Raw genomic sequence first — 21214 nt, forward strand, 5'->3', positions numbered from 1 at the left:
CCATTGATGAATGAGGGCTCCGAGCCGCATCGTGCTATGACCGACGCTCCTCGCTGGAGCCCGCTGCTTGATCTCCTCCCTCCCCCGCCCCGTCCGCGAGATCGAGAGCGCGTGGATCCCGCTCGCCGACGGCACCCGCCTCGCCGCGCGCCTGTGGCTGCCGGAGGACGCCGAGCGCTCCCCCGTCCCGGCCCTGCTCGAGTACCTGCCCTACCGCAAGCGCGACGGCACGGCCGAGCGCGACGCGCTCACCCATCCCTATCTCGCCGGCCACGGCTACGCCTCGGTGAGGGTCGATATCCGCGGCAGCGGCGAGTCCGACGGCGTGCTGTCCGACGAGTACAGCCAACAGGAGCAAGACGACGCGCTCGAGGTCATCGCATGGCTGGCGGCCCAGCCGTGGTGCTCGGGTGCGGTCGGCATGTTCGGCATCTCGTGGGGCGGCTTCAACGCGCTGCAGGTCGCGGCGCGCCGGCCGCCGGCGCTCAAGGCGATCGTCACGCTGTGCTCGACCGACGACCGCTATCGCGACGACGTGCATTACATGGGCGGAGCGAAGCTCAATGCCGGCTTCGGCTGGGCGGGCTTCTTCTTCGCCGATATGTGCCATCCGCCCGATCCTGCCCTGGTCGGCGAGCGCTGGCGGGCGTTGTGGCTCGAGCGGCTGCGCGGGCTGCCGCTGTTCCTCGAGCGCTGGCTGGAGCACCAGCATTACGACGCCTATTGGCGCCACGGCTCGGTGTGCGAGGACTATGCCGCGATCGAGTGTCCGGTCTATGCGGTGGGCGGCTGGACCGACGGCTACACCAACGCCGTCCCGCGGCTGCTCGAGCATCTGTCGGCGCCGCGCAAGGGGCTGATCGGGCCGTGGGCGCATGCCTATCCGCATTTCGCCCTGCCCGGGCCGCAGGTCGGCTTCCTGCAGGAGATGCTGCGCTGGTGGGATCATTGGCTGAAGGGCCGCGACACCGGCGTGATGGACGAGCCGATGCTGCGCGCCTGGATGACCGACAGCCACGCGCCGGCCGCGCATCACGAGACCCTGCCCGGCCGCTGGGTGACGGAGCCCGCCTGGCCGCCGCCGCAGCGTGCGCCGCAACGTCTGTTCCTGACCGACGCCGGCCTGCTGGCTGCGCCCGCGCCGCTCGCCCCGCACGCGATCTGCTCGCCGCTGGCGGTTGGCCGCCACGCCGGCCAATGGTGCCCGTTCGGCCGCGGCAAGGACCAGGCGGACGACCAGCGCGAGGACGATGCCCTCTCGCTGGCATTCGAGACGCCGCCGCTGGCCGAGACGGTCGAGATCCTGGGCGCACCGGTCGTCACCCTCGAGGTCGCGTCCGACCGGCCGGTGGCGCAGCTGATCGCGCGGCTGTGCGACGTGCATCCCGACGGGACGTCGCTGCGGGTGAGCTTCGGCGTTCTGAACCTCACCCATCGCGACGGGTCCGCCGCGCCGTCGGCGCTGGTGCCGGGACAGAACTACCGCGTGCGGCTGCAGCTCAACGATTGCGGCTCGGGCTTTCCGGCCGGGCATCGGATCCGCCTGGCGCTCTCGACGGCCTATTGGCCGATGGTCTGGCCCGCGCCCGAGACGGCGACGGTGACGATCCTCGGCGGCGCGCTCGACCTGCCGGTGCGTCCGGTGCGGGCCGGCGAGTCGTTGCCGCCGCTCCTGCCGCCGGAGTCGGCGCCGCCCGACAAGTCGCGCGCGGTCCGGCCGGGCGTCGTGCGCTTCGATCGCATCGGGCTCGAGGTCGGCAATGAAGGAAGCTTCAGCGAGGACATCCAGGGCGACGATCCGCTCAGCGCCACCACCGCCATGCGCCGCAGCCTGACCGTCTCGCGCGATGGCTGGCGGGTGCGGGTCGAGACGTCGATGCGCATGAGCTGCACGCGCGAGACGTTCCGGCTGGAGGCGTCGGTTCGTGCGTTCGACGGCGACGAGGAGGTCTGCCGCCGCGAATGGGACCACTCGATCCCGCGCGACCTGGTTTAGTCCCCTTTGGCCTGAGCGCTTGTGACTCTTCCAGACTGCTGGGAGCGCGGACAAGCGTTTACAGGCTTTGAGCGGAGCGAAAGACCTCGCGTTAACCTCAGCGGCGTACTTTTAACTAACGCAAGGTCCTTGCTTCGCTTCGCTCAGGACGACCGTGTGCGCAGCACGACAGCGCCCACAAAAAATGGCCCGCGAACCGGGGCTGGTTCGCAGGCCATCCGGTCAATCCCCACACCGCCGTCTTTTCGGGGGAGCCGACGACGAGCTACTCACACACCGGGAATGACGGAGTCCCAATATCACACCATCTGCAATTAGCAAACGGGCCGACGGACATTTGTCGTACTGGGCGAAATAGCGGACCTCGCGCTTGGCGAAATCGATGCGACGTCACCAGTTCGGCTCGCGCTTCTCGTTGAACGCCGCCAGCCCTTCCTGCGCATCGTCGGTTTCGATGATGTTGCAAATTGTTTCGACCGTGCTCTCGATGGCGCGGCGATACTCGAAATCGTTGGCACGCATGAAGGCGTCGCGGGCCAGTTCCATCACCAGCGGCGACTTGGCGGCGAAGTCGCGGGCGAGCGCACGGGCCTCGTCCTTCACGCGCGCCGCCGGCACCACCTTGTTGACCAGGCCCATGGCACACGCCTCCCGGGCCGGTATCGGCTTGCCGGTGAACAGCAGCTCGAACGCCTTGTGGCGGCCGATCTGGCGCGGCAGGTGGACGAAGTGCATAGCCGGGATCACGCCGACCACGATCTCGGGATAGCCGAGGCTCGCGGTGTCGGCGGCCACGATGCAGTCACAGGACACCGCGAGCGTCACCCCGGCGGCGCGCGCCGGGCCGGTCAGGGCGGCGATGGTCGGCTTGCCCATGCGGTACTGCAGGTCGTGCATCTCGAAATAGAGCTTCTGCAGGTAGCGCCGCAGGTCGAGCCCGCGCTTGCCTTGGATCATCGCGAGATCCATGCCGGCCGAGAACGATCGGTCGAAAGCGCTGGTCAGGATGACGGCGCGCACGGCGGGATCCGCCTTGGCCTGGCGATAGGCGTTGTTGATGTCCTCGATCAGCCCGTGATCGATCGCATTCACCGGCGCGCGCCGCATTGTGATCTCCGCGACACGGTCGGTGACCAAGTAGTCGAGATTATCGAATTTCAAGAGGTTCTCCGGTGCAACTTCACTGTCTCACGCAACCCGCCGGTATTTCCACCGTTAGGGATGTGCTTCCGCCCCCCGTCAATAGCTTCCGCAGGAGAACGACCAAATGAACGGCGTCATTTATATCGTAGGGCTGATCGTTGTCGTGATGTTCATCCTGTCCTTCATCGGCCTCCGCTGAGTCGAGGAAAGATCATGGCCATCACCACCACAGTCGCCGCTGCCCCCTCCGCCGTGATCGGCGCGGGCGGCCCGGTGCGCTCCGTCCAGTGGGGCGCGGTTATCCTGGGCGCCCTGGGCGCCACCGCCATCTCGATGGTGCTGCTCACCTTCGGGGCCGGCCTCGGTCTTTCCGCCGCTTCTGCGCAGCCCTATGCCGGCGCGTCCGGCAAGGCGATCGCCGTGATATCGGCGCTCTATCTGGCCATCACCATGGTCGCGGCGTTCGGCGCCGGCGGATACATCACCGGCCGCATGCGCCTGCCCGCCACCCAGGAACTCGCCGAGCATGAGTTCCGCGACGGTGCGCACGGCTTTGCCGTTTGGGCGCTGGGCATAGTGATCGGCGGTGTCGTGGCAATCTCCGGCGTGAGCGGTGCGCTCAAGACCGCGGTGCAGGCAACCGCGGCCGTCAGCGGTGCTGCCGCCGCGGGCGCGGCTTCCAATCCGGCACTCGGCCAGGCGGCTCTCTCGATGTCGCCGACCGACTATGCGATCGACCGTCTGATGGCCCCGGCTCCGGCCGGTGCTGCGCCGGCGACCGGTGCCCCCGCGGCGGGTCCCGCTCCGACGCGCGCCGATCTCGCCGGTCCGATGACTCGCGTCTTCGCCGCGTCGCTCAAGAGCGGCCAGCTCGACCCTCGCGATCGCACCATGCTGGTGCAGATGGTGATGGAGCGCACCGGGATGCCCCAGGCCGAAGCCGAGAAACGCGTCGATGATGCCTACACCGAGTTGAAGGCCGCAGAGCAGAAGCTCCGTGATGCGGCGGACTCGGCCCGCAGGGCAGGCCTGATCACCGCTTTCGCGGCGGCGGCGACCTTGCTGCTCGGTTGCGCGGCGGCTTGCGTCGGCGCCACGGCCGGCGCCACGCATCGTACCGAGAATACGGCGGTTGCGTTCTTCGGTTCACGCCGCTTCTGGTAGGCCATCTCGCTAGCCTACTATCCCACTGTCGGCGTAAAATGCAGCCACCTCCCCTTCGCCGACCCGGCGAAGGGGAGGACTCATGAGTGGGGGTCGCCGTGACTTTGCCGTTGGAAGGCGTACGCGTCATCGAAGTTGGACAAGCTCTCGCCGGCCCTTTGGCCGGCGTCCTGCTGGCCGACATGGGCGCCGACGTGATCAAGATCGAGAAGCCGGAGGGCGGCGACGACGCCCGCATCTGGGGCCCGCCCTACGGGCCGGACGGCGAGACCTCACTCTATTTCTACTCGCAGAACCGCAACAAGCGCTCGGTCGTGCTCGACCTCAAGCTCGCGGCCGACATCGAGAAGCTCAACCAACTTTGCGAGACGGCGGATATACTGATCCAGAACCTGCGGCCCGGCGTGGTCGACGAGATCGGGATCGGCCCCGAGGCGATGCTCGCGCGCCACCCCCGGCTGATCTACTGCTCGATCTGGGCATTCGGCTATCAGGGGCCGATGCGCCTGAAGCCGGGCTTCGATCCGCTGCTGCAGGCCTACGGCGGCATGATGAGCGTCACCGGCCGGCCGGAGGATCCGCCGACCTTTTGCGGCGCCTCGATCAACGACAAGGCGACCGGCATGTTCTGCACCATCGGCGCGCTGGCAGCGCTCCGGCAGCGCGACAAGACCGGCAAGGGCTGCCTGGTCGACACTTCGCTGTTCGACTCGGCGCTACACTGGGTCGAGGGCGGGATCAATTCGTATCTCGCCGAGGGGACCGTTCCGAAGCGGCACGGCACCGGCGGCAACGTGATCGTGCCCTACCAGACGTTCGATTGCGCCGACGGTCTGGCGCTCTGCCTGGCGCCCGGCAACGACCGGCTGTGGGCGCGCTGCGCCGTCGTGCTCGGCCATCCCGACTGGGCGACCGATCCGAAGTTCGCCAAGAGCTCGGCGCGGGTTGCGAACAAGGTCGAGCTGCTGCCGATGATCGCCGCCGCGATGAAACGCCGCTCTCGCGCCGACTGGGTCGAGGCGCTGGAGAAGGCCGGCGTGCCGTGCAGCCCCGTCAACGACATCGGCGAGCTTGCCGCGACGCCGCAATTTGCCGCGTCCGAAATGATGGTGCAGCTGCCGGTGCGGCCGGGCGAGACGTCGGCGCCGCAGGTCGTCGGTCTGCCGATCACCTTCGACCGCAAGCGCCCGGTCTCGCCGCGCTCCGCGCCTAGGCTCGGCGAGCACACGAACGAAGTGCTCGGCGAGCTCTAGCGAGCCAAATCCTCGGCGTTGGGCCGGGACGGCCCGTCGGCCTGCCGGCGGAGCACGATGCTCGCACGATCACGCCGGGTCGTGGGAGCCCTCGTGCGCCGCGGGTGAGACACGCGAATGGCGCACCCATCGCGCACAATCACGTCGACATCGAAGCTTCACGCGTGTCCGCTATTTTGGACCGTGAAGCGTCAGGCCGCCATCAGGCGGCTGCCCTGGGCAATTAGGTTTCTTCAAGGCACGAACTTGGCTACGATAAGGCCACGCTGCGGGGTCGAACGATGACTTTCCCTTCTTCAGAGCCTGCCGAACGCGACGCACGCCTTGTATCCGCCGATCACAAGATAGCCCCCAGCGAGATCGCCATCGGGGTGATCATTGGGCGCGCCGCCGAGTACTTCGACTTTTTCGTATTTGCGATCGCGTCAGTCGTTGTCTTCCCCAAGGTCTTCCTGCCGTTCGCCGACCCGTTGACCGGAACCCTTTACGCTTTCGCAATATTCTCGCTCGCCTTCGTGGCGCGGCCCGTCGGCACGATCCTGTTTGCCCAGCTCGACCGGCGGCATGGCCGCGGCGTCAAGCTGACGGCGGCGCTCCTGTTGCTCGGCTTCTCGACGATGGCGATCTCCTTCCTGCCGAGCTACGAGCATATCGGTGTCTGGTCGATCCATCTGCTGTGCGTCTTGCGGATCGGGCAGGGCCTGGCGCTCGGCGGCGCCTGGGACGGGCTGGCGTCACTGCTCGCCTTGAATGCGCCGGTCGAACGGCGCGGTCTCTACGCGGCGATCGCGCAGCTGGGAGCGCCCCTCGGCTTCACCGTCGCGGCCGTGCTCTTTTCCTTCTTCCTGCTCAACCTGTCCGACGCCGACTTCATCGACTGGGGCTGGCGCTATCCCTTCTTCTGCGCCTTCGCGGTCAACGTCGTCGCCTTGTTCGCGCGCCTTAGGCTGGTCGTCACAGCCGAGTTTTCACGGCTCATCGAGATGGATCGGCTCGCCCCCGCGCCTGTCATTCCGCTCGTACGCAACCACGCGCCCGAACTGCTGATCGGCGCCTTGATCCCGCTCGCCAGCTTTGCGCTGTTCCACCTGGTCACGGTGTTTCCGATCAGCTGGATCAACCTCTACACGCATCGTTCGGTCGGCGAGTTCCTGATGATCCAGTGTTCGGGAGCCTTCATCTGCGCCGGTGCGATCGTTGCTTCCGGGCTGCTGGCCGACCAGATCGGGCGCCGGTCGCTCCTCATGATCTCGGCGGGGCTGATCGCGCTCTTCGCCATCTGCAGCACGATCGCGCCGCTGCTCATCGAGGAGAACGCGATCGGACAGACGATCTTCGTCAATGCGGGATTCGCGCTTCTCGGCCTGTCCTATGGCCAGTCCTCCGGCGCGGTGACGGCGCGGCTCGCGCCCCGCTTCCGCTACACCGGCGCCGCCCTGACCAGCGATCTCGCCTGGCTGCTGGGCGCCGCCTTCGCACCCCTGATCGTGCTGGCGCTTTCGTCCCGCTACGGCCTCGCCTGCGTGGGCCTCTATCTCCTGTCCGGTGCTGTCACGACCCTTCTCGTGCTCAGCCTGTCGCGTTCCGAAGTCCGGCAGGTCTGAGCGATGCCCGCGCCGATACATCCTGGAGCGAGCATGATAGACCTTGCCCCGACCATCCCCGGCGCCGCCCCGAAGCAAGCGCGCGCGACACGTTTCATCCGCCGTCTCGCCCTGCTCGGTGCTTGTGGCGCCCTCGCCGGCTGCAAGATGGTGATTATCGACCCGTCGGGCGATGTCGCGCTGCAGCAGCGCAACCTCATCTTCGCCGCCACCGCGCTGATGCTGCTGGTGATCGTGCCGGTCATCATCGCCACCTTCGTGTTCGCCCGGCGCTACCGCGCTTCGAATCCCGAGGCGGCCTACGAGCCCGACTGGGCCCATTCGACCCAGCTCGAGGTCGTGATCTGGACCGTCCCGCTGCTGATCATCATGGCCATCGGGGCGATGACCTGGATCGGCACGCACACGCTCGACCCCTACCGGCCACTGTCGCGCCTCGGCCCGAACCGCCCGATCCCTGCCGGCGTGCAGCCGCTCGAAGTGCAGGCAGTCGCACTCGACTGGAAGTGGCTGTTCATCTACCCGGAGCTTGGGGTGGCGACGGTGAATGAGCTGGCCGCGCCGGTCGACCGGCCGATCACCTTCCGGATCACCTCGTCGTCGGTCTGGAACACGCTTTCCATTCCGGCCATCGCCGGAATGATCTACGCCATGCCGGGAATGCAGACCCAGCTGAACGCGGTCGCCAATCGGGAAGGCGAATTCCGGGGCCTGTCGGGTCACTACAGCGGCTCCGGCTTCTCGCGCATGAACTTCGCGTTCCGCAGCCTTTCCGCGCACGGTTTCGACGACTGGGTGCAGAAGGCGAAGGCCTCCCAGGATACGCTCGACCGCAACGCCTACCTCGAGCTCGACAAGCCGAGCGAAGGCAACCCGGTGCGCTATTACGGCACCGTGGAGAAGGGGCTTTTCGACGCCATCCTCGGCATGTGCGTCAGGCCCGGACAGATGTGCATAGGCGAAATGCACCATCTCGACCGGCGAGGGGGCAATGCCGCCGACAGCGAGGCGAACCGCAAGCGGCTGCAGTACGACAACCGCCGCCTGCCTTCGGGCAGCCAGCAGTCGGAGAGCACCTCGGACGGTGCCGGCGGAAAGCTCGCCCCAGCCCAATCCCCCACCTCGCCTGCCGGACATCGGCACTGACCGGGACGAGTACAGCCATGTTCGCCAATTTCGACCTCCAGCAGTTCCTGTTCGGCCGCCTCACGATCGAGGCGATCCCGTACCAGGAACCGATCCTCGTCTGGACCTTCGTGGTCGTCGCCCTGCTCGGCGCGACGCTCCTGGGCGCCATCACCTGGTTCGGCCAGTGGGGCTACCTCTGGCGCGAATGGTTCACGACGGTCGATCACAAGAGGATCGGCATCATGTACGTGATCCTCGCCATCGTGATGCTGCTGCGCGGCTTCGCCGATGCGATCATGATGGTGTCCCAGAAGGCCTTCTCGGTCGGCGCCTCCGAAGGCTACCTGCCGCCCCATCACTACGACCAGATCTTCAGCGCGCACGGCGCGATCATGATCTTCTTCATGGCGATGCCGTTCGTCACCGGCGTGATGAACTACGTCATGCCGCTGCAGATCGGGGCGCGCGACGTCGCCTTCCCCTTCCTCAACAATTTCAGCTTCTGGATGACGGTCGGCGGCGCCCTGCTGACCATGGCGTCGCTGTTCGTGGGCGAGTACTCGCGGGCGGGCTGGCTTGGCTTCCCGCCCCTGTCGGGCGCCGAATACAGCCCCGGCGTGGGGGTCGACTACTATCTCTGGGCGCTGCAGATCGCCGGCGTCGGCACGACGCTGTCGGCGGTCAATCTCATCGCCACCATCGTCAAGATGCGCGCACCGGGCATGGGCATGATGAAGATGCCGGTGTTCTGCTGGACGACGCTCGCCAGCAACGCGATCATCCTCACGATCTTTCCGGTGCTCACCGCCACGCTCGGGCTGCTGGCGCTCGACCGCTATGTCGGGACGAAGTTCTTCACGAACGACTTCGGCGGCAACTCGATGCACTACATGAACCTCATCTGGATCTGGGGGCATCCGGAGGTCTACGTGCTCATCCTGCCGGCGTTCGGGATCTACTCGGAAGTCGTCTCGACCTTCTCCGGCAAGCGCCTCTTCGGCTACACCTCGATGGTCTATGCGACCATGGTGATCGCGCTGCTGTCCTGGCTGGTCTGGCTGCACCATTTCTTCACCATGGGAGCGGGCCCGACCGTCAATTCCTTCTTCGGCATTGCCAGCATGATCATCTCGATCCCGACCGGGGCGAAGGTCTTCAACTGGCTGTTCACCATGTACCGCGGCCGGATCCGCTTCGAGCCCGCCTTCATCTGGGTGCTCGGCTTCATTCCCACCTTCGTGGTCGGCGGATTGACGGGCGTGCTGCTGGCCGTGCCGCCGGCCGACTTCATCCTGCACAACACCCTCTTCCTGGTCGCCCATTTCCACAACGTCATCATCGGCGGCGTCGTGTTCGGCCTGATGGCCGGCGTGCAGTACTGGTTCCCGAAGGCCTTCGGCTACAAGCTCGACCCGTTCTGGGGCAAGATGTCGTTCTGGGGCTGGCTGATCGGCTACTGGACGGTGTTCACGCCGCTCTATGCCGTGGGGCTGATGGGCTACACGCGCCGCACGCAGCATTTCGACGATCCGAGCGTGCAGCCCTACCTGACCATCGCCGCGATCGGCGTGGCGATCATCGCCTGCGGCATCCTGGCCTTCATCATCCAGCTCGTGGTCAGCTTCTTCCGGCGCAACGAGCTGCGCGACGTCACCGGCGATCCGTGGGGCGGCCGCACGCTCGAATGGTCGACCTCCTCCCCGCCGCCGCCCTACAATTTCGCCTTCGTCCCGGTCGTCCACGACCTCGATGCATGGTCGGACATGAAGAAGCGCGGCTCGATACGGCCGGTCGGCGGTTTCAGGCCGATCCACATGCCGAAGAACACAGCCACGGGTATCCTGCTGGCGGGACTGAGCACCGCGCTGGGCTTCGGCCTCATCTGGCACATCTGGTGGCTGGCCGCCGTGAGCTTCCTCGCGATCCTGGGGCTGGCGATCTGGCACACCTTCAACTACAGCCGGGACTACTGGCTGCCGGCCGAGGATGTCGCGCGACTCGAATCGCGGCGCACGGCACAGCTCGCCGGGGGGGACTGATCGATGCACGAGACCACCCCTCCGCCCGGAGCAGCCGCGCCGGTCTTCTACGCCCTGGAAGAGCAGGCGCATGGAGGCAACCCGACACTCTTCGGGTTCTGGCTCTACCTGATGAGCGACTGCCTGCTGTTCGCCGCACTGTTCGCCACCTTCGGCGTGCTCGGCAGCAACTTCGCCGCGGGCCCCTCCGGAGCCGACCTTTTCGACCTGCCGCTCGTGGCGCTCAATACCAGCCTGCTGCTCGTCTCCTCCCTCACCTACGGCTTTGCCATGCTCGATATGGCGAGGAACAGGACCGGCGCGACCCTGGCCTGGCTCGCCTTGACCGGCGTGCTCGGCGCAGCCTTCGTCGGATTCGAGCTCTACGAGTTCACTCACCTGATCCGGGAGGGGGCGCCACCGCAGCGCAGCGCCTTCCTGTCCTCGTTCTTCGCCCTGGTCGGCACGCATGGCCTGCACGTCACCTTCGGCATCGTCTGGCTCATCGTCCTCATGGTCCAGGTAAGGCGATTCGGCCTGATCGCCGACAACCGGCGGCGGCTGATGTGCCTGTCCCTGTTCTGGCACTTCCTCGACGTGGTCTGGATCGGGGTGTTCACCTTCGTCTACCTGATGGGATCGATGCGATGAGCGAGACGGGCGAATCGGCGCTCCATCGGGCGCCGCACGGGCACGGTACCGTGCCGGCGCACGACGGCGATGAACATCCCCTCGGCACGATGCGGAGCTATCTCACCGGCTTCGTCCTTGCCGTCGTCCTCACGGCGATCCCGTTCTGGCTGGTGATGGGCAACCCGCTCGGCGACAAGCTGGCGACCAGCATCGCGATCATGGCGTTCGCAGCCGTGCAGATCGTGGTCCATATGATCTACTTCCTGCACATGAACACGAAGTCGGAGGGCGGCTGGACCTTCATGTCGCTGGCCTTCACCCTCACCCTCGTCGTGGTGGCTTTGATCGGCTCGATCTGGGTGATGTATCACCTCGACACGAACATGATGCCGATGTCTTCGCATGGGGCAGCGACGCATCCTTGACCTTCAGGAAGATCGCGGCGCTCGTCCTGTTCGATCTCGCCGCGCTTTTGATCGTCGCGGCGCTGGTGGCCCTATCCGTTTGGCAGTTCCAGCGCCGAGCCTGGAAGCTCGACCTGATCGCGCGCGTCGAGGCTCACGTGCACGCGCCCGCGGTGCCCGCGCCCGGCCCGGAAGAACGGCCCGGCATCTCCGCCGCCGCTGCGTACAGGCGCGTCGCAATCACGGGGAAATGGGCCGGCGATCCCCCGGCCCTCGTGCGGGCCGTGACCGAGCACGGCGGCGGTTATTGGGTGATGGCGCCCTTCCTGCGCGACGATGGAACCACGGTCATCGTCAACCGCGGCTTCGTGCCGTCGGATCGGCGCGATCCCGCGTCTTGGCGACCGTTGCCCGGGCGGGCAGATAGCGTCACCGGCCTGCTTCGACTCACCGAGCCGCGCGGCACCCTTCTCCAGACCAACGATCCCGCCACCGACCGCTGGTACTCGCGCGACGTGCAGGAAATCGCCGAAGCGCGGGGGCTGAGGAACGTCGTGCCCTACTTCATCGACGCAGAACGCCAGCCGGGCGAAGAAGGCATCCCCATCGCGGGATTGACGGTGCTGACCTTCAGCAACAATCACCTTTCCTACGCACTCACCTGGGCGGCCCTGGCCGTCATGGCCGCGGGAGGCGCCCTCTTCGTTCACATCGATGTCCTCAGAGGACGTCGCACCCGTCTCGACGCGGACGGTGGGTAACGCTCACATTGAAGAGCCCAAGAGGCCGTCTCAGCGCAGGCCGAGGCGGCGGAACATTCCGACCGTCGTCAGCAGCCCGAGCGTGACCAGCGTGAGCCCGCCGATCTGCAGCAGGCTGGGAATCTCACCGACGATCGGGATGCCGACCAGCACCGACATCGCCGGAACGATGGCGGGAAACAGCACGGCACGGCTCACACCCAGCAACGCGACGGCTTGACCGTAGGCGACCATGGTGATGGCGCCCTGCAGGCCACCCTGGATCAGGCCCTGGAATGCCAATGTGGCAAGCGGCAGCGCCGCAAGATGCGCCGAACCGGCCCACAGCAGATAGGCCGGCGTCGAGATCGCGCACGACAGCACCGACACCACCGCGGTAGCGCGCAACGCCGGCACGCGCCAATGACGAAGCAACAGGGTGAAGCATGCCCACAGGATGCTCGAGGTGAAGAACAGCAGATCGCCCAGCCACGCGCGTTCGCCGGCAGGCTGCACCAGGCCGTCCCAGCCGATCAGCACGATGCCGCCGAGCACGACGGCGGCGCCGATCAGGTGATTGCGGCTCAGGCGCTCGTGCAGGAACAGCGCGGCGCCGATCGTGCTCACGATGGTCACCGTCGACGGCGCGATCACCGCACCGTGCGCCAGCGGTGCGTAGCCGTACCCGCCGGTCTGCAGCAGGGCGAACAGCGCACCGCCCAGCGCCGTGAGGATCAAGCCCCGCCGCCAGCCGATGCCCGCCAGATCGCGCATGCCGAAGCGCAGCAGCACCGGCAGCATGATCAGCCCGGCAACGATGAAGCGCGCGAAGATCAGGTCGACCGGCAGCAGGCCGCCGAGGATGCCCGCTCGCGCCGCCGCGAAGCTGAGCGAGGCGCCCAGTGCCATGATCGCGCCGGACAGTATGCCGAGGCGTTGGCGTTTCGCTGCGCGCGACGCGTCGGTCATTGTTTCCGTCATCTGTCTCCGGCTAGCACGGACCGGGCCATCGGCCCAATATTTTTGTAGCATGCGCTCCAAAATAGCGCTCTGATGGCAGCCTGCAGGAGCGGACGCGATGATCGATCATCTCAATGTCGAGGCGCTGGAAGCGTTGCCGGACGATGCACCGGTCACGATGCTCAACCTCATGCGTTTCCGCGACAAGTCGCTCGACGGCAACGGCAGCGGCTGGGACGCCTATCTTCGCTACAGCGCGCTCACCATCAAGCTGATCAAGGGTGTCGGCGGCACGATCACCTGGACCGGCAGCGCCGAGGCCGTGGCGCTGGGCGTGCCCGATGAGAACCAATGGGATTACGTGGCGCTCGTCCGCTATCCCTCGCGCAAGGCCTTCATCGCCATGATGACGTCGCCGGAATACGCGCAGTCCAACGTCGAGCGCGAAAACGGCTGCGCGGCCCATACCATCATCGCGGTTCGCGAGACCTACAAGCGTCGCGAAAGCTGATGGGACCGAGGAACAGTGCCGAAGGCGCCTCGTCGCCGTCCGGTTTATTTTATAGCACCCGCTCCAGAATCGTGCTTGACTGAACCATGGCCCGCCTCAAAGCCTTCGATGAGGATCGCGCACTCGACCTGGCGGTCGATTGCTTCTGGTCGCGCGGCTACGAGGGCACGTCCGTGCGCAATCTCGCGGACTCGATGGGGATCGGCGGCGCCAGCCTCTACAATACCTACGGCGACAAGCGCGCACTGTTCGTGCGTTCGCTCGAGCGCTACGCCAACCGCTCGATGCGCGAGCGCATCGCCCGTCTCGAGGCCAATCGTCGGCCGAAGGAAGCGATCCTGGCCTTCCTGGCCGAGATCATCGACCGTTCGGTGGCCGATCCCGACCGCAAGGGCTGCCTGCTGGTGAATTCCGCGCTCGACGTCGCTCCGCACGACGCCGAGATCGGCAAGGCAGTCGGCGATTATCTCGGCGAGATCCGCGCCTTCTTCCGCCGCAACATCGAGGCCGCCCACAAGGTGGGCCAGGTGCCGAAACGGATGGATGCGGAGTCGATGTCGGCCCACCTGCTGGGCGTGGTGCTGGGCATTCGCGTGCTGGCGAGAACCGGCGCGAAGCGGAAAGTGCTCGAAGGCGTGGCCCAGCCGGCCATCGACCTGTTCGACGGGAAAGCGCGATGACGCTTGCAATCAAGGCCCTCACCTTCGACACCGGAGGCACGATCCTCGACTGGCATCGCGGCATTGCCGCTGCTCTTGCCGCCGCCGGGGCACGGCACGGCATCGTCGCGGACTGGCCCGCGGCAACCAACGAATATCGCCGCCGGGCGCTCAAGGGCATGACCCGCCAGATCCGGCCGGACTTCAACATCGACGGCGTGCATCGCCGCGTGCTCGACGAGCTGGCGGCCGAGCTGGGCTGGTCGGCCTTCACCGAGGAAGACCGCGCCGGCATCCAGCGCGCCTGGCACGCATTGGACGCCTGGCCCGATTTTCCGGCCGCCCTCGCCCGCCTGCGCCGCGGGCACGTCGTCGCTTCGTTCACCATCCTCAGCACGTCGCTCATCGTCGACGTCTCGCGACGCAACGGCCTCGACTGGGACTGCGTCGTCTCGTGCGAGATGATCGGCAGCTACAAGCCCAATCCCGAGGCCTACCAAACCTGCGCGCGCTGGCTCGGCTTCCGGCCCGAGGAGGTCCTGATGGTGGCCTGCCACAACTTCGACCTGCTCGCGGCACGCAAGGTCGGCTACCGCTCGGCCTTCGTGCGACGCCCCGATGAGTGGGGTGTTGCCGGCCCGCCGGATCCGACGCCCGATCCGGCACATGACATCGTGGTCGACGACTTCGGCCAGCTTGCAGACCGGCTCGGCTGCTGACAGGAGAGACAGATGTCGCTTGAAGAGAAGCTTGCCGCAACCCGCGCCGGCGCGGCGTCCCGCATCCCGCCCGAGCGCCAGGCAATCATGCACCGCGCAACGGAAGACCTGCGCAACTCCGGCATCCTCGACCGCATCGTGCCGGTCGGCAGCCCGATGCCCGACTTCGACCTCGCCAATCACGACGGACGGCGCGTCGCGTCGGAGGATCTTCTCGCCGGCGGACCTCTGGTCCTCTCCTTCTTCCGAGGGTCGTGGTGACCCTATTGCAGACATGAGCTGGACGCTCTGCACACCATCTACGCCGACATCGCCGCCCTCGGGGCCTCGCTTGTCGTGATCTCGCCCGAGCTGCCGGAACGCACGGCAGACATGGCCGCCAAGCAGAAGCTCACCTTCCCGATCCTGTGGGACGAGCGCTCCATCGTCGCCGAAGCCTTCGGCCTCGCCTTCACCCTGCCCGACGACCTGAGGCAGGTTTACCTCGGCTTCGGCAATGACCTTGCCGTGCGCAACGGTGATCCGTCGTGGCGCCTGCCGGTGCCGTCCCGCTTCGTCGTCGACGCCAGCGGCATCGTGCGCTTCGTCCAGGCCGATCCCGACTACACCTACCGGCCGGAGCCCGAGACCACGCTCGAAGCCTTGCGCAAGGTCGTGGGCTGACCCTCAGCGGATGAACGGAAGGCAACGTCATGGTCAAGCGTCTCAGCGACATGCCGGAGGTCGAGGCCAACCACCTCCGGCGCATCGAATGCCCGACCTACGACGACACGCCGGCCTTGCCCGGCAAGCCGCTCGCCGAGCGCCGCGTCGCGATCATCTCGACGGCCGGCCTGCACAAGCGCGGCGACCGGCCGTTCCGGCCCGGCGACGGCAGCTACCGCGTCATCCCGGCCGAGACCGCGGCCAACGAGCTGGTGATGAGCCACATATCGGTCAATTTCGACCGCACCGGCTTCCAGCAGGATCTCAACACGGCCTTCCCGATCGATCGGCTGCGCGAGTTCGTGGCCGACGGCACGGTCGGCTCGATGGCCACGGTCCACTATTCCTTCATGGGCGCCTTCCCGCCTGCCGCGGCCGAGCCGCATGCCCAGCATCTCGCCGGTCTCCTCAAGGCCGACAAGATCGACGCCGTCCTGCTCGTTCCGGTTTGACCCGCCTGCACGCGCGCCGTCGGCGCGCTGGGCCACTTCCTCGAACGCCAGGGCATTCCCACGACCGGCATCAGCCTGGTGCGTGAGCACACCGAGACCGTCCGCCCGCCCCGAGCGCTGTGGGTGACCTTCGACCTCGGCCGGCCGCTGGGCGTTCCCGACGATCCGCCGTTCCAGCGCCGCGTCGTGAAGGCCGCGCTCGATCTGCTGGCACGGACCGACAGCCCGCTCATCGCCGACTATCCTGAACATGTGCCGGAGATGACGGATTTCAGCGGCTGGGCCTGTCCGATCAATCTCGCGCCGAGCGAAGTCGACTCGCTCGTCGCCGAGATCGACCGGCTGGCGACCTGGTACGACCGCTCGGTCGCCAACCTCGGCCGGACAACGGTCGGCGTCTCGGGCCTCGACATGCCGGCCGCCGGTGCATTGGTCAGCCACGCCCTCGACGGCGAGCTGCCGGAGGCGCAGGCACTCAAGGAAGCGATCGACGACCTGCGCGCCTACTATCTCGAAGCCGCCTCGGCCTTTCCCGATCCCGGCACGTCCGCCACGCGCAAGAAATGGTTCTGGGAAGAGACGAGGCTCGCGCAGGCGATGCTGGCCCTGCAGCCCAAGCTCGCCGCCAGCGCCGACCCGCAGCACAAGATCCTTGCCAACCTGACGCTCATTCCGGCGACGGAGAGACATCGCCTCGGATAGGTCCGTTTGAGTCTTCAAACTTGATGCAAATGCGTCAACTTCCTCATGTTGAATACAAGCTCTCCCCGGTCGTCCTGAGTCGCGCGGAGTAACCTCCCCGCTTCAGCGAGGACCTCACGCCAGCCCCGCGGCCTGTGTCTGATCGTTCGGCAAGATCCTTCGCTGCGCTCAGAGACCGTGAATGCTTGCCTACGCAACCCACTTCATGGTCATGCCGCTGGGAGCGCGGCTCTTCAGAGCCGCTCATATACGCTGGTTGCAACATTCCATGAGCGGCTCTGGAGAGCCGCGCTCCCAGCAGTCTGAAGGAGTCACAAGCTCTCAGGATGACAAGGATGAGCGTGAGAACCGTTCTGCACGTCTTATCGGTCCGAGACGCAGCCTCGCTACCTCTACAACAGCAATGCCTCAGCAAGAGACGCCGGGTCGTGGATGGCGACACCGCGGATCGTGCGACCGTAAAGCCGGCCGAAGTGCCGGCGGTCGCCGGTCACCAGCGCGTCGCATGAGGAGTGAATGGCGGATGCCAGTACGAGGCGGTCTTTCTCCGGCAGCGCAGCTTCAATCGTTGGGTCCAGATGCAGCATGAACGGCACGGTTTCCAGCTTGGGCGTCAAGAGATCGAGTTCGCGCATCCCATCGCGTGACTTCGCCTCCAGATTCCGTCGCGCCTCGATCAGAACGTACTCATCCACAAGCAGCGAGTGACCCTTGGCAAGGAACTCGCGCAGAAGCCTTCTGATAGCGCCATTCGACCAACACGCCGCAAAGACGATATTGGCGACCAGGAAGATGCGCATCGCGCGGCTTCAGCCGCGACGCTTGCCTCGCCGGGCGAAGACCGTCTCGAGCTTCGCCTCTTCTTCGGCAAACTCCTTCAACCTGGCTTCACTATAAATTTCGATCGGCAGCGTAACCGCCGGCCGCAGCAATAGCCCCTCGGGCGTCGTCTCGACGATCATCTGATCGTCCGGTCGAATGCCCGCGGCGCGACGAAGCTTGGCCGGCAAAGTCACGACGCCGCGACTGTTGATGGTTACCGTTGCTTTCATGAGGCGTTTCTACTGAAAAGAAGAATTACTGCAATCGAGAATAGTGTCGGTCAATGCGAGCCCGGCCCGGTGATCAGGCGCGCGCCGGACTGAAAGGTTACGTACGACCACACCCAGTCGAGCATCACGATCAGGCGATTGCGGAAACCGATCAGGAACGACACGTGCACCGGGCCCCACAGCAGCCAGGCTACGGTGCCGTCGAGCTTCAGCCAGCCGAAGTCGGCGACGGCGGCCCGGCGGCCAATCGTGGCCATGGTGCCGAAGTCGCGGTAGCGGAACGGCTTGGGTGACGCCCTGCCGGCGAGCCGGGCGCGCGGCACGCGCGCAACATAGGCGGAGCAGTTTTCGCACAACCGGCGAACCATCGACCCGCTCTGTTACAGCCAGACGTCTGCGATGAAGGAAACTCATCGACGGGCATCGCCTCGGCGGCCGCAACCCGCGAAGTGGGCCTATCCAGCGCGGCAGCACGCGAAGATGGGGACTCCGGGCTGGCTAGGGCGAGCCGGTGCGCCTGTCGATGAAGTCCAGCACTGCCCGCGCGCACAGCTCCGGATGGGTGGCGGCGACGTGATAGGAGTCTCCGGGCACGACCATGAACTCCGAATTGGGGATCATCTGCTGCCAACCGCGCACCGCCTCCACCGACCCCAGCCCGCTGCCGTCGGTGGTGACCACCAGGGTCGGGCATCTGATCGTCGGCAGGTCCGCGCGCACGTCGATCGCCGGGACCGAGCGGATGAAGCCGAGCTGGGTCGACAGCGGCGTCCGGCCCATCAGCTTCGCCCAGCCTTCCATCATCCCGGCGTCGCAACAGCTGCCCAGGCGCCCCGGCATGGTCCAGCGCGCCCAGCTCTCGACGCCCTTGCTCTCGATATGTTCCAGCCACGACGCTGCGCGCGGGCCGACCGACACCTCGCCTGAGACGATGCCGCCCAGCACGGCGAGCGAGCGCACCCGGTCGGGATGGCGCGCAGCAAGACGCAACGCGATCGGACAGGCGACCTTCGCGGCGCCGATATGGAAGCGGTCGAAGCCGAGGTGGTTCGCCAGCGCGAGGAAGTCGTCGACGATGCGCTCGACCGACCAGCGATACTCGAGCGGCATCGCCGTCGACTGGCCGAAGCCGCGCATGTCGGGCCGCACGACCCTGAAGCGCCGGGCCATGATCGGCAGCCAGGCATTCCACGCCTCGCCGCTCTCGGCATTGCCGTGCAGCAGAAGCATCTTCTCGGGCGTGCGCCAGGAATCGACGAAACACTCGTCGCGATAGTGCATCTCCAGATCGGGCGTGATGCGGGCGAGCGGCATGGGTTTCGTCCTACTCCGGCCGGATGCCGGCGCTGCGGATCACCTCGGTCCATTTCGCCATGTCGTCGCGGATCAATCTGGCGAAGCTCTCCGGATCAATCGGCGCCGGCTCGGCGCCCTGCAGTGCCAGCTTCTGGCGGATCTCGGGCTCGGCCAGGATCGCCCGCAGCTCCCGGTTCAGCTTCTGCACGATCGGCTGCGGCGTCGCGGCCGGCGCGAGGATGCCGTTCCAGCCCAGCACCTCGTAGCCCGGCACGCCCGCCTCGTCGATGGTCGGCACGTCGGGCAGCAGGTCCGACCGCTTGAGCGTGCTGACGCCCAAGGCGCGCAGGCGGTTGTCCTTGACCAGCGGCACGGCCGTGATCGGCGTGTCGAAGAACATCGACACCTCGCCGCCCATCAGCGCCTGCTGCGCCGCGGGCGCGCTGCGATACGGCACATGGGTGAGCTCGATGCCGGCCTTCGATCGGAACAGCTCCGCTCCGAGATGCGCCAGGCTGCCGCTGCCGACGGAGGCGTAGGTCAGCCGCTCGCGCTTGCTGAGCGCGACCAGCTCCTGGACCGAGCGCGCCGCCAGCGCCGGCGGCACCAGCAGGACCAGCGACACCGTCGTGAGCGTGGTGACGCCGACGAAGTCGCGGATCGTGTCGTAGGGAAGCTGCTGCTTCAGCGCCGGGTTCACCGGATGGCTGGGATAGACCATCAGCAGCGTGTAGCCGTCGGGTGCCGAACGGGCGACGACCTCGGTGCCGATGATGCCGCTTGCGCCAGCCTTGTTGTCGATCACGACCGGCTGGCCGAGCCGCTCCGACAGGCGCTGGCCGGCGATGCGCGCAACGATGTCGGTGATGCCGCCTGGCCCGGTCGGTACGACGATGCGGATCGGCCGGGACGGATAGGCCTGCGCCCACGCCGCCGAAGGCGCGGCAAGGATGGAGAGCAATGCGGCGGCGCGGCGTCTCGACAACTTCATGGCGGCGAGCGTGGGAGCACCCCTGGTGGCGGTCAAGGCGACCCTTCTGCAGCGTGGCATGGCCGGTCATTTCGCGGCATTATTCCTGGCATGGAACACACCGCCATCGTCGATCGCCCCATCACCGGCCGCGAGGCCTGGACGCGCACCGATATCAACGACGCCGACTACCGCGTCGTCCTGTCGCCGGCGGCGCAAACCGAGCTGATGGACGCCGTGAAGAGCCTGCGCCGCCAACCGGTGCCGCTGCTCGCGTTGCGCCCCGACAGTTTCGATCTGCCGGCCTGCCGTGCCGCGATGGAAGAGGTCCGCGCCATCCTGACCGGCGGCATCCGCTTCGCGCTGCTGCAGCGCCTGCCCATCGAGGAGCTGTCGCTCGACGAGGCGAAGGCGCTGTACTGGATCCTGTCGGCGATGCTCGAGCGGCCCGTCGCGCAGAAGCTCGACGGCACGATCGTCTACGACGTGCATGACACAGGCCAGCAGGCATTGCCCGGCAGCGGCATACGGCCGGACAAGACCAACATCGACCTGCAGTTCCACAATGACAACGCCTACAACTTCCTGATGCCGAAGTATGTCGGGCTGCTCTGCGTGCGGCAGGCCAGGGCGGGCGGCACGAGCCGGGTGATGAGCTTCGCCACCGCGCACAATGCCTTGCGCGAGCGCCATCGCGACGTGCTGCCCCGCCTCTACCAGCCGTTCTGGTTCGACCGCCAGCGTGAGTTCCATCCCGGCGAGGAGTCGACCTTTTCCGCGCCGCTCTTCATCCGCGACGGCGAGCGCCTGCATGCACGCCTGTCGCTGCACCAGATCCGTGGCGGCTACGCGCTGCGCGGCGGCACGATGGACAACGAGACCACTGCCGCGGTCGAGGCGATCAAGGACGTCTTCGCCGACGAGTCGCTGCAGTTCCATTTCCGCTTGCAGGCCGGCGACATCCAGTACGTCGCCAACCGCGAGATCGGCCACAGCCGCACCGAGTTCCACGACTACGAGGAGACGGAACGGCGCCGCCTGCTGATCCGCATCTGGATGCGCAATGAGGGCGCTCAGGGCTACATCGGCTGAAGCCGATTCTATT

Annotated in this window: 24 protein-coding genes; 17 read left to right on the forward strand and 7 right to left on the reverse strand. The window is 66.8% G+C overall.

Features of this window, described 5'->3' with window-relative positions; translation table 11 throughout:
* The first annotated feature begins 67 nt into the window (after positions 1-67).
* Positions 68-1996, forward strand: coding sequence for a CocE/NonD family hydrolase (locus ACQY8M_RS28860; RefSeq protein ID WP_428663170.1), 1929 nt, complete (start codon positions 68-70; stop codon positions 1994-1996).
* Positions 1997-2386: 390 nt separating this feature from the next.
* Here ACQY8M_RS28860 and ACQY8M_RS28865 read toward each other — a convergent pair whose 3' ends face one another.
* Positions 2387-3157: an enoyl-CoA hydratase/isomerase family protein gene (locus ACQY8M_RS28865; RefSeq protein ID WP_428663173.1), complete on the reverse strand. Its 771-nt coding sequence runs from the start codon at positions 3155-3157 to the stop codon at positions 2387-2389.
* Between the two features lie 195 nt (positions 3158-3352).
* On the opposite strand from ACQY8M_RS28865, the gene ACQY8M_RS28870 reads away from it, so the two are divergent.
* From ACQY8M_RS28870 to ACQY8M_RS28905, 8 genes are all read left to right on the forward strand, one after another.
* Positions 3353-4303, forward strand: a complete 951-nt coding sequence (locus ACQY8M_RS28870; protein ID WP_428663176.1) for a hypothetical protein — start codon at positions 3353-3355, stop codon at positions 4301-4303.
* A gap of 98 nt (positions 4304-4401) precedes the next feature.
* Positions 4402-5556: a CaiB/BaiF CoA transferase family protein gene (locus ACQY8M_RS28875; protein ID WP_428663178.1), complete on the forward strand. Its 1155-nt coding sequence runs from the start codon at positions 4402-4404 to the stop codon at positions 5554-5556.
* A 281-nt stretch (positions 5557-5837) separates the two neighbouring features.
* Entirely contained in the window at positions 5838-7160 is a 1323-nt protein-coding gene (locus tag ACQY8M_RS28880) for an MFS transporter (protein WP_428663181.1), read from the forward strand.
* Positions 7161-7193: 33 nt separating this feature from the next.
* Entirely contained in the window at positions 7194-8306 is a 1113-nt protein-coding gene (cyoA, locus tag ACQY8M_RS28885) for a ubiquinol oxidase subunit II (RefSeq protein WP_428663184.1), read from the forward strand.
* A gap of 17 nt (positions 8307-8323) precedes the next feature.
* Positions 8324-10327, forward strand: a complete 2004-nt coding sequence (gene cyoB / locus ACQY8M_RS28890) for a cytochrome o ubiquinol oxidase subunit I (RefSeq protein ID WP_428663186.1) — start codon at positions 8324-8326, stop codon at positions 10325-10327.
* 3 nt (positions 10328-10330) lie between these two features.
* Entirely contained in the window at positions 10331-10957 is a 627-nt protein-coding gene (gene cyoC / locus ACQY8M_RS28895) for a cytochrome o ubiquinol oxidase subunit III (protein ID WP_428663188.1), read from the forward strand.
* Entirely contained in the window at positions 10954-11364 is a 411-nt protein-coding gene (cyoD, locus tag ACQY8M_RS28900) for a cytochrome o ubiquinol oxidase subunit IV (RefSeq protein WP_428663190.1), read from the forward strand. The genes cyoC and cyoD overlap by 4 nt, the downstream gene beginning before the upstream one ends.
* Entirely contained in the window at positions 11361-12104 is a 744-nt protein-coding gene (locus ACQY8M_RS28905; protein WP_428663193.1) for an SURF1 family protein, read from the forward strand. The genes cyoD and ACQY8M_RS28905 overlap by 4 nt, the downstream gene beginning before the upstream one ends.
* 30 nt (positions 12105-12134) lie before the next feature.
* Here the strand turns inward: ACQY8M_RS28905 and ACQY8M_RS28910 are convergent, their stop codons facing one another.
* Positions 12135-13052, reverse strand: coding sequence for a DMT family transporter (locus tag ACQY8M_RS28910; protein WP_428663195.1), 918 nt, complete (start codon positions 13050-13052; stop codon positions 12135-12137).
* 109 nt (positions 13053-13161) lie between these two features.
* Here ACQY8M_RS28910 and ACQY8M_RS28915 point away from each other — a divergent pair, with 109 nt between their 5' ends.
* From ACQY8M_RS28915 to ACQY8M_RS28945, 7 genes are all read left to right on the forward strand, one after another.
* Positions 13162-13554 (forward strand): DUF1330 domain-containing protein, encoded by a 393-nt coding sequence (locus tag ACQY8M_RS28915; protein WP_428663198.1) that lies wholly within the window; start codon positions 13162-13164, stop codon positions 13552-13554.
* Between the two features lie 86 nt (positions 13555-13640).
* Positions 13641-14234, forward strand: a complete 594-nt coding sequence (locus ACQY8M_RS28920) for a TetR/AcrR family transcriptional regulator (RefSeq protein WP_428663201.1) — start codon at positions 13641-13643, stop codon at positions 14232-14234.
* Positions 14231-14932 carry a haloacid dehalogenase type II gene (locus tag ACQY8M_RS28925; protein WP_428663204.1) on the forward strand — a complete coding sequence of 234 codons (702 nt, stop codon included), beginning with the start codon at positions 14231-14233 and terminating at the stop codon, positions 14930-14932. Before ACQY8M_RS28920 ends, ACQY8M_RS28925 begins: the two co-directional genes overlap by 4 nt.
* Before the next feature lie 12 nt (positions 14933-14944).
* A complete protein-coding gene (locus ACQY8M_RS28930) occupies positions 14945-15193 on the forward strand; it encodes a hypothetical protein (RefSeq protein ID WP_428663206.1) in 249 nt (82 codons plus the stop codon).
* 48 nt (positions 15194-15241) lie between these two features.
* A complete protein-coding gene (locus tag ACQY8M_RS28935) occupies positions 15242-15595 on the forward strand; it encodes a redoxin domain-containing protein (RefSeq protein WP_428675531.1) in 354 nt (117 codons plus the stop codon).
* 29 nt (positions 15596-15624) lie between these two features.
* Positions 15625-16089 carry a glycine/sarcosine/betaine reductase selenoprotein B family protein gene (locus tag ACQY8M_RS28940; RefSeq protein WP_428663209.1) on the forward strand — a complete coding sequence of 155 codons (465 nt, stop codon included), beginning with the start codon at positions 15625-15627 and terminating at the stop codon, positions 16087-16089.
* 78 nt (positions 16090-16167) lie between these two features.
* Positions 16168-16791 (forward strand): hypothetical protein, encoded by a 624-nt coding sequence (locus tag ACQY8M_RS28945; protein ID WP_428663212.1) that lies wholly within the window; start codon positions 16168-16170, stop codon positions 16789-16791.
* Between the two features lie 392 nt (positions 16792-17183).
* Here ACQY8M_RS28945 and ACQY8M_RS28950 read toward each other — a convergent pair whose 3' ends face one another.
* From ACQY8M_RS28950 to ACQY8M_RS28970, 5 genes are all read right to left on the reverse strand, one after another.
* Positions 17184-17591: a PIN domain-containing protein gene (locus ACQY8M_RS28950; RefSeq protein WP_428663215.1), complete on the reverse strand. Its 408-nt coding sequence runs from the start codon at positions 17589-17591 to the stop codon at positions 17184-17186.
* A 9-nt stretch (positions 17592-17600) separates the two neighbouring features.
* Positions 17601-17843 carry an AbrB/MazE/SpoVT family DNA-binding domain-containing protein gene (locus tag ACQY8M_RS28955; protein ID WP_428663217.1) on the reverse strand — a complete coding sequence of 81 codons (243 nt, stop codon included), beginning with the start codon at positions 17841-17843 and terminating at the stop codon, positions 17601-17603.
* Between the two features lie 50 nt (positions 17844-17893).
* Positions 17894-18211 (reverse strand): hypothetical protein, encoded by a 318-nt coding sequence (locus ACQY8M_RS28960; protein WP_428663220.1) that lies wholly within the window; start codon positions 18209-18211, stop codon positions 17894-17896.
* A 130-nt stretch (positions 18212-18341) separates the two neighbouring features.
* Positions 18342-19157: an alpha/beta fold hydrolase gene (locus ACQY8M_RS28965; RefSeq protein ID WP_428663222.1), complete on the reverse strand. Its 816-nt coding sequence runs from the start codon at positions 19155-19157 to the stop codon at positions 18342-18344.
* A 10-nt stretch (positions 19158-19167) separates the two neighbouring features.
* Entirely contained in the window at positions 19168-20166 is a 999-nt protein-coding gene (locus ACQY8M_RS28970) for a tripartite tricarboxylate transporter substrate binding protein (protein WP_428663225.1), read from the reverse strand.
* A 54-nt stretch (positions 20167-20220) separates the two neighbouring features.
* Between ACQY8M_RS28970 and ACQY8M_RS28975 the strand changes: the two genes are divergently transcribed.
* A complete protein-coding gene (locus ACQY8M_RS28975; protein ID WP_428663228.1) occupies positions 20221-21201 on the forward strand; it encodes a TauD/TfdA family dioxygenase in 981 nt (326 codons plus the stop codon).
* The last annotated feature ends 13 nt before the right edge of the window (positions 21202-21214 follow it).

The sequence above is a fragment of the Reyranella sp. genome (genome assembly GCF_965279465.1).
In the GTDB taxonomy this organism is placed as follows: Bacteria; Pseudomonadota; Alphaproteobacteria; order Reyranellales; family Reyranellaceae; genus Reyranella.

Coding starts and splice junctions, on each gene's coding strand:
- ACQY8M_RS28870 (WP_428663176.1), top strand. CDS start 3,353: ATGGCCATCACCACCACAGTCGCCGCTGCCCCCTCCGCCGTGATCGGC.
- ACQY8M_RS28880 (WP_428663181.1), top strand. CDS start 5,838: ATGACTTTCCCTTCTTCAGAGCCTGCCGAACGCGACGCACGCCTTGTA.
- cyoA (WP_428663184.1), top strand. CDS start 7,194: ATGATAGACCTTGCCCCGACCATCCCCGGCGCCGCCCCGAAGCAAGCG.
- cyoB (WP_428663186.1), top strand. CDS start 8,324: ATGTTCGCCAATTTCGACCTCCAGCAGTTCCTGTTCGGCCGCCTCACG.
- cyoC (WP_428663188.1), top strand. CDS start 10,331: ATGCACGAGACCACCCCTCCGCCCGGAGCAGCCGCGCCGGTCTTCTAC.
- cyoD (WP_428663190.1), top strand. CDS start 10,954: ATGAGCGAGACGGGCGAATCGGCGCTCCATCGGGCGCCGCACGGGCAC.
- ACQY8M_RS28910 (WP_428663195.1), bottom strand. CDS start 13,052: ATGACCGACGCGTCGCGCGCAGCGAAACGCCAACGCCTCGGCATACTG.
- ACQY8M_RS28915 (WP_428663198.1), top strand. CDS start 13,162: ATGATCGATCATCTCAATGTCGAGGCGCTGGAAGCGTTGCCGGACGAT.
- ACQY8M_RS28920 (WP_428663201.1), top strand. CDS start 13,641: ATGGCCCGCCTCAAAGCCTTCGATGAGGATCGCGCACTCGACCTGGCG.
- ACQY8M_RS28925 (WP_428663204.1), top strand. CDS start 14,231: ATGACGCTTGCAATCAAGGCCCTCACCTTCGACACCGGAGGCACGATC.
- ACQY8M_RS28930 (WP_428663206.1), top strand. CDS start 14,945: ATGTCGCTTGAAGAGAAGCTTGCCGCAACCCGCGCCGGCGCGGCGTCC.
- ACQY8M_RS28940 (WP_428663209.1), top strand. CDS start 15,625: ATGGTCAAGCGTCTCAGCGACATGCCGGAGGTCGAGGCCAACCACCTC.
- ACQY8M_RS28950 (WP_428663215.1), bottom strand. CDS start 17,591: ATGCGCATCTTCCTGGTCGCCAATATCGTCTTTGCGGCGTGTTGGTCG.
- ACQY8M_RS28955 (WP_428663217.1), bottom strand. CDS start 17,843: ATGAAAGCAACGGTAACCATCAACAGTCGCGGCGTCGTGACTTTGCCG.
- ACQY8M_RS28960 (WP_428663220.1), bottom strand. CDS start 18,211: ATGGTTCGCCGGTTGTGCGAAAACTGCTCCGCCTATGTTGCGCGCGTG.
- ACQY8M_RS28965 (WP_428663222.1), bottom strand. CDS start 19,157: ATGCCGCTCGCCCGCATCACGCCCGATCTGGAGATGCACTATCGCGAC.
- ACQY8M_RS28975 (WP_428663228.1), top strand. CDS start 20,221: ATGGAACACACCGCCATCGTCGATCGCCCCATCACCGGCCGCGAGGCC.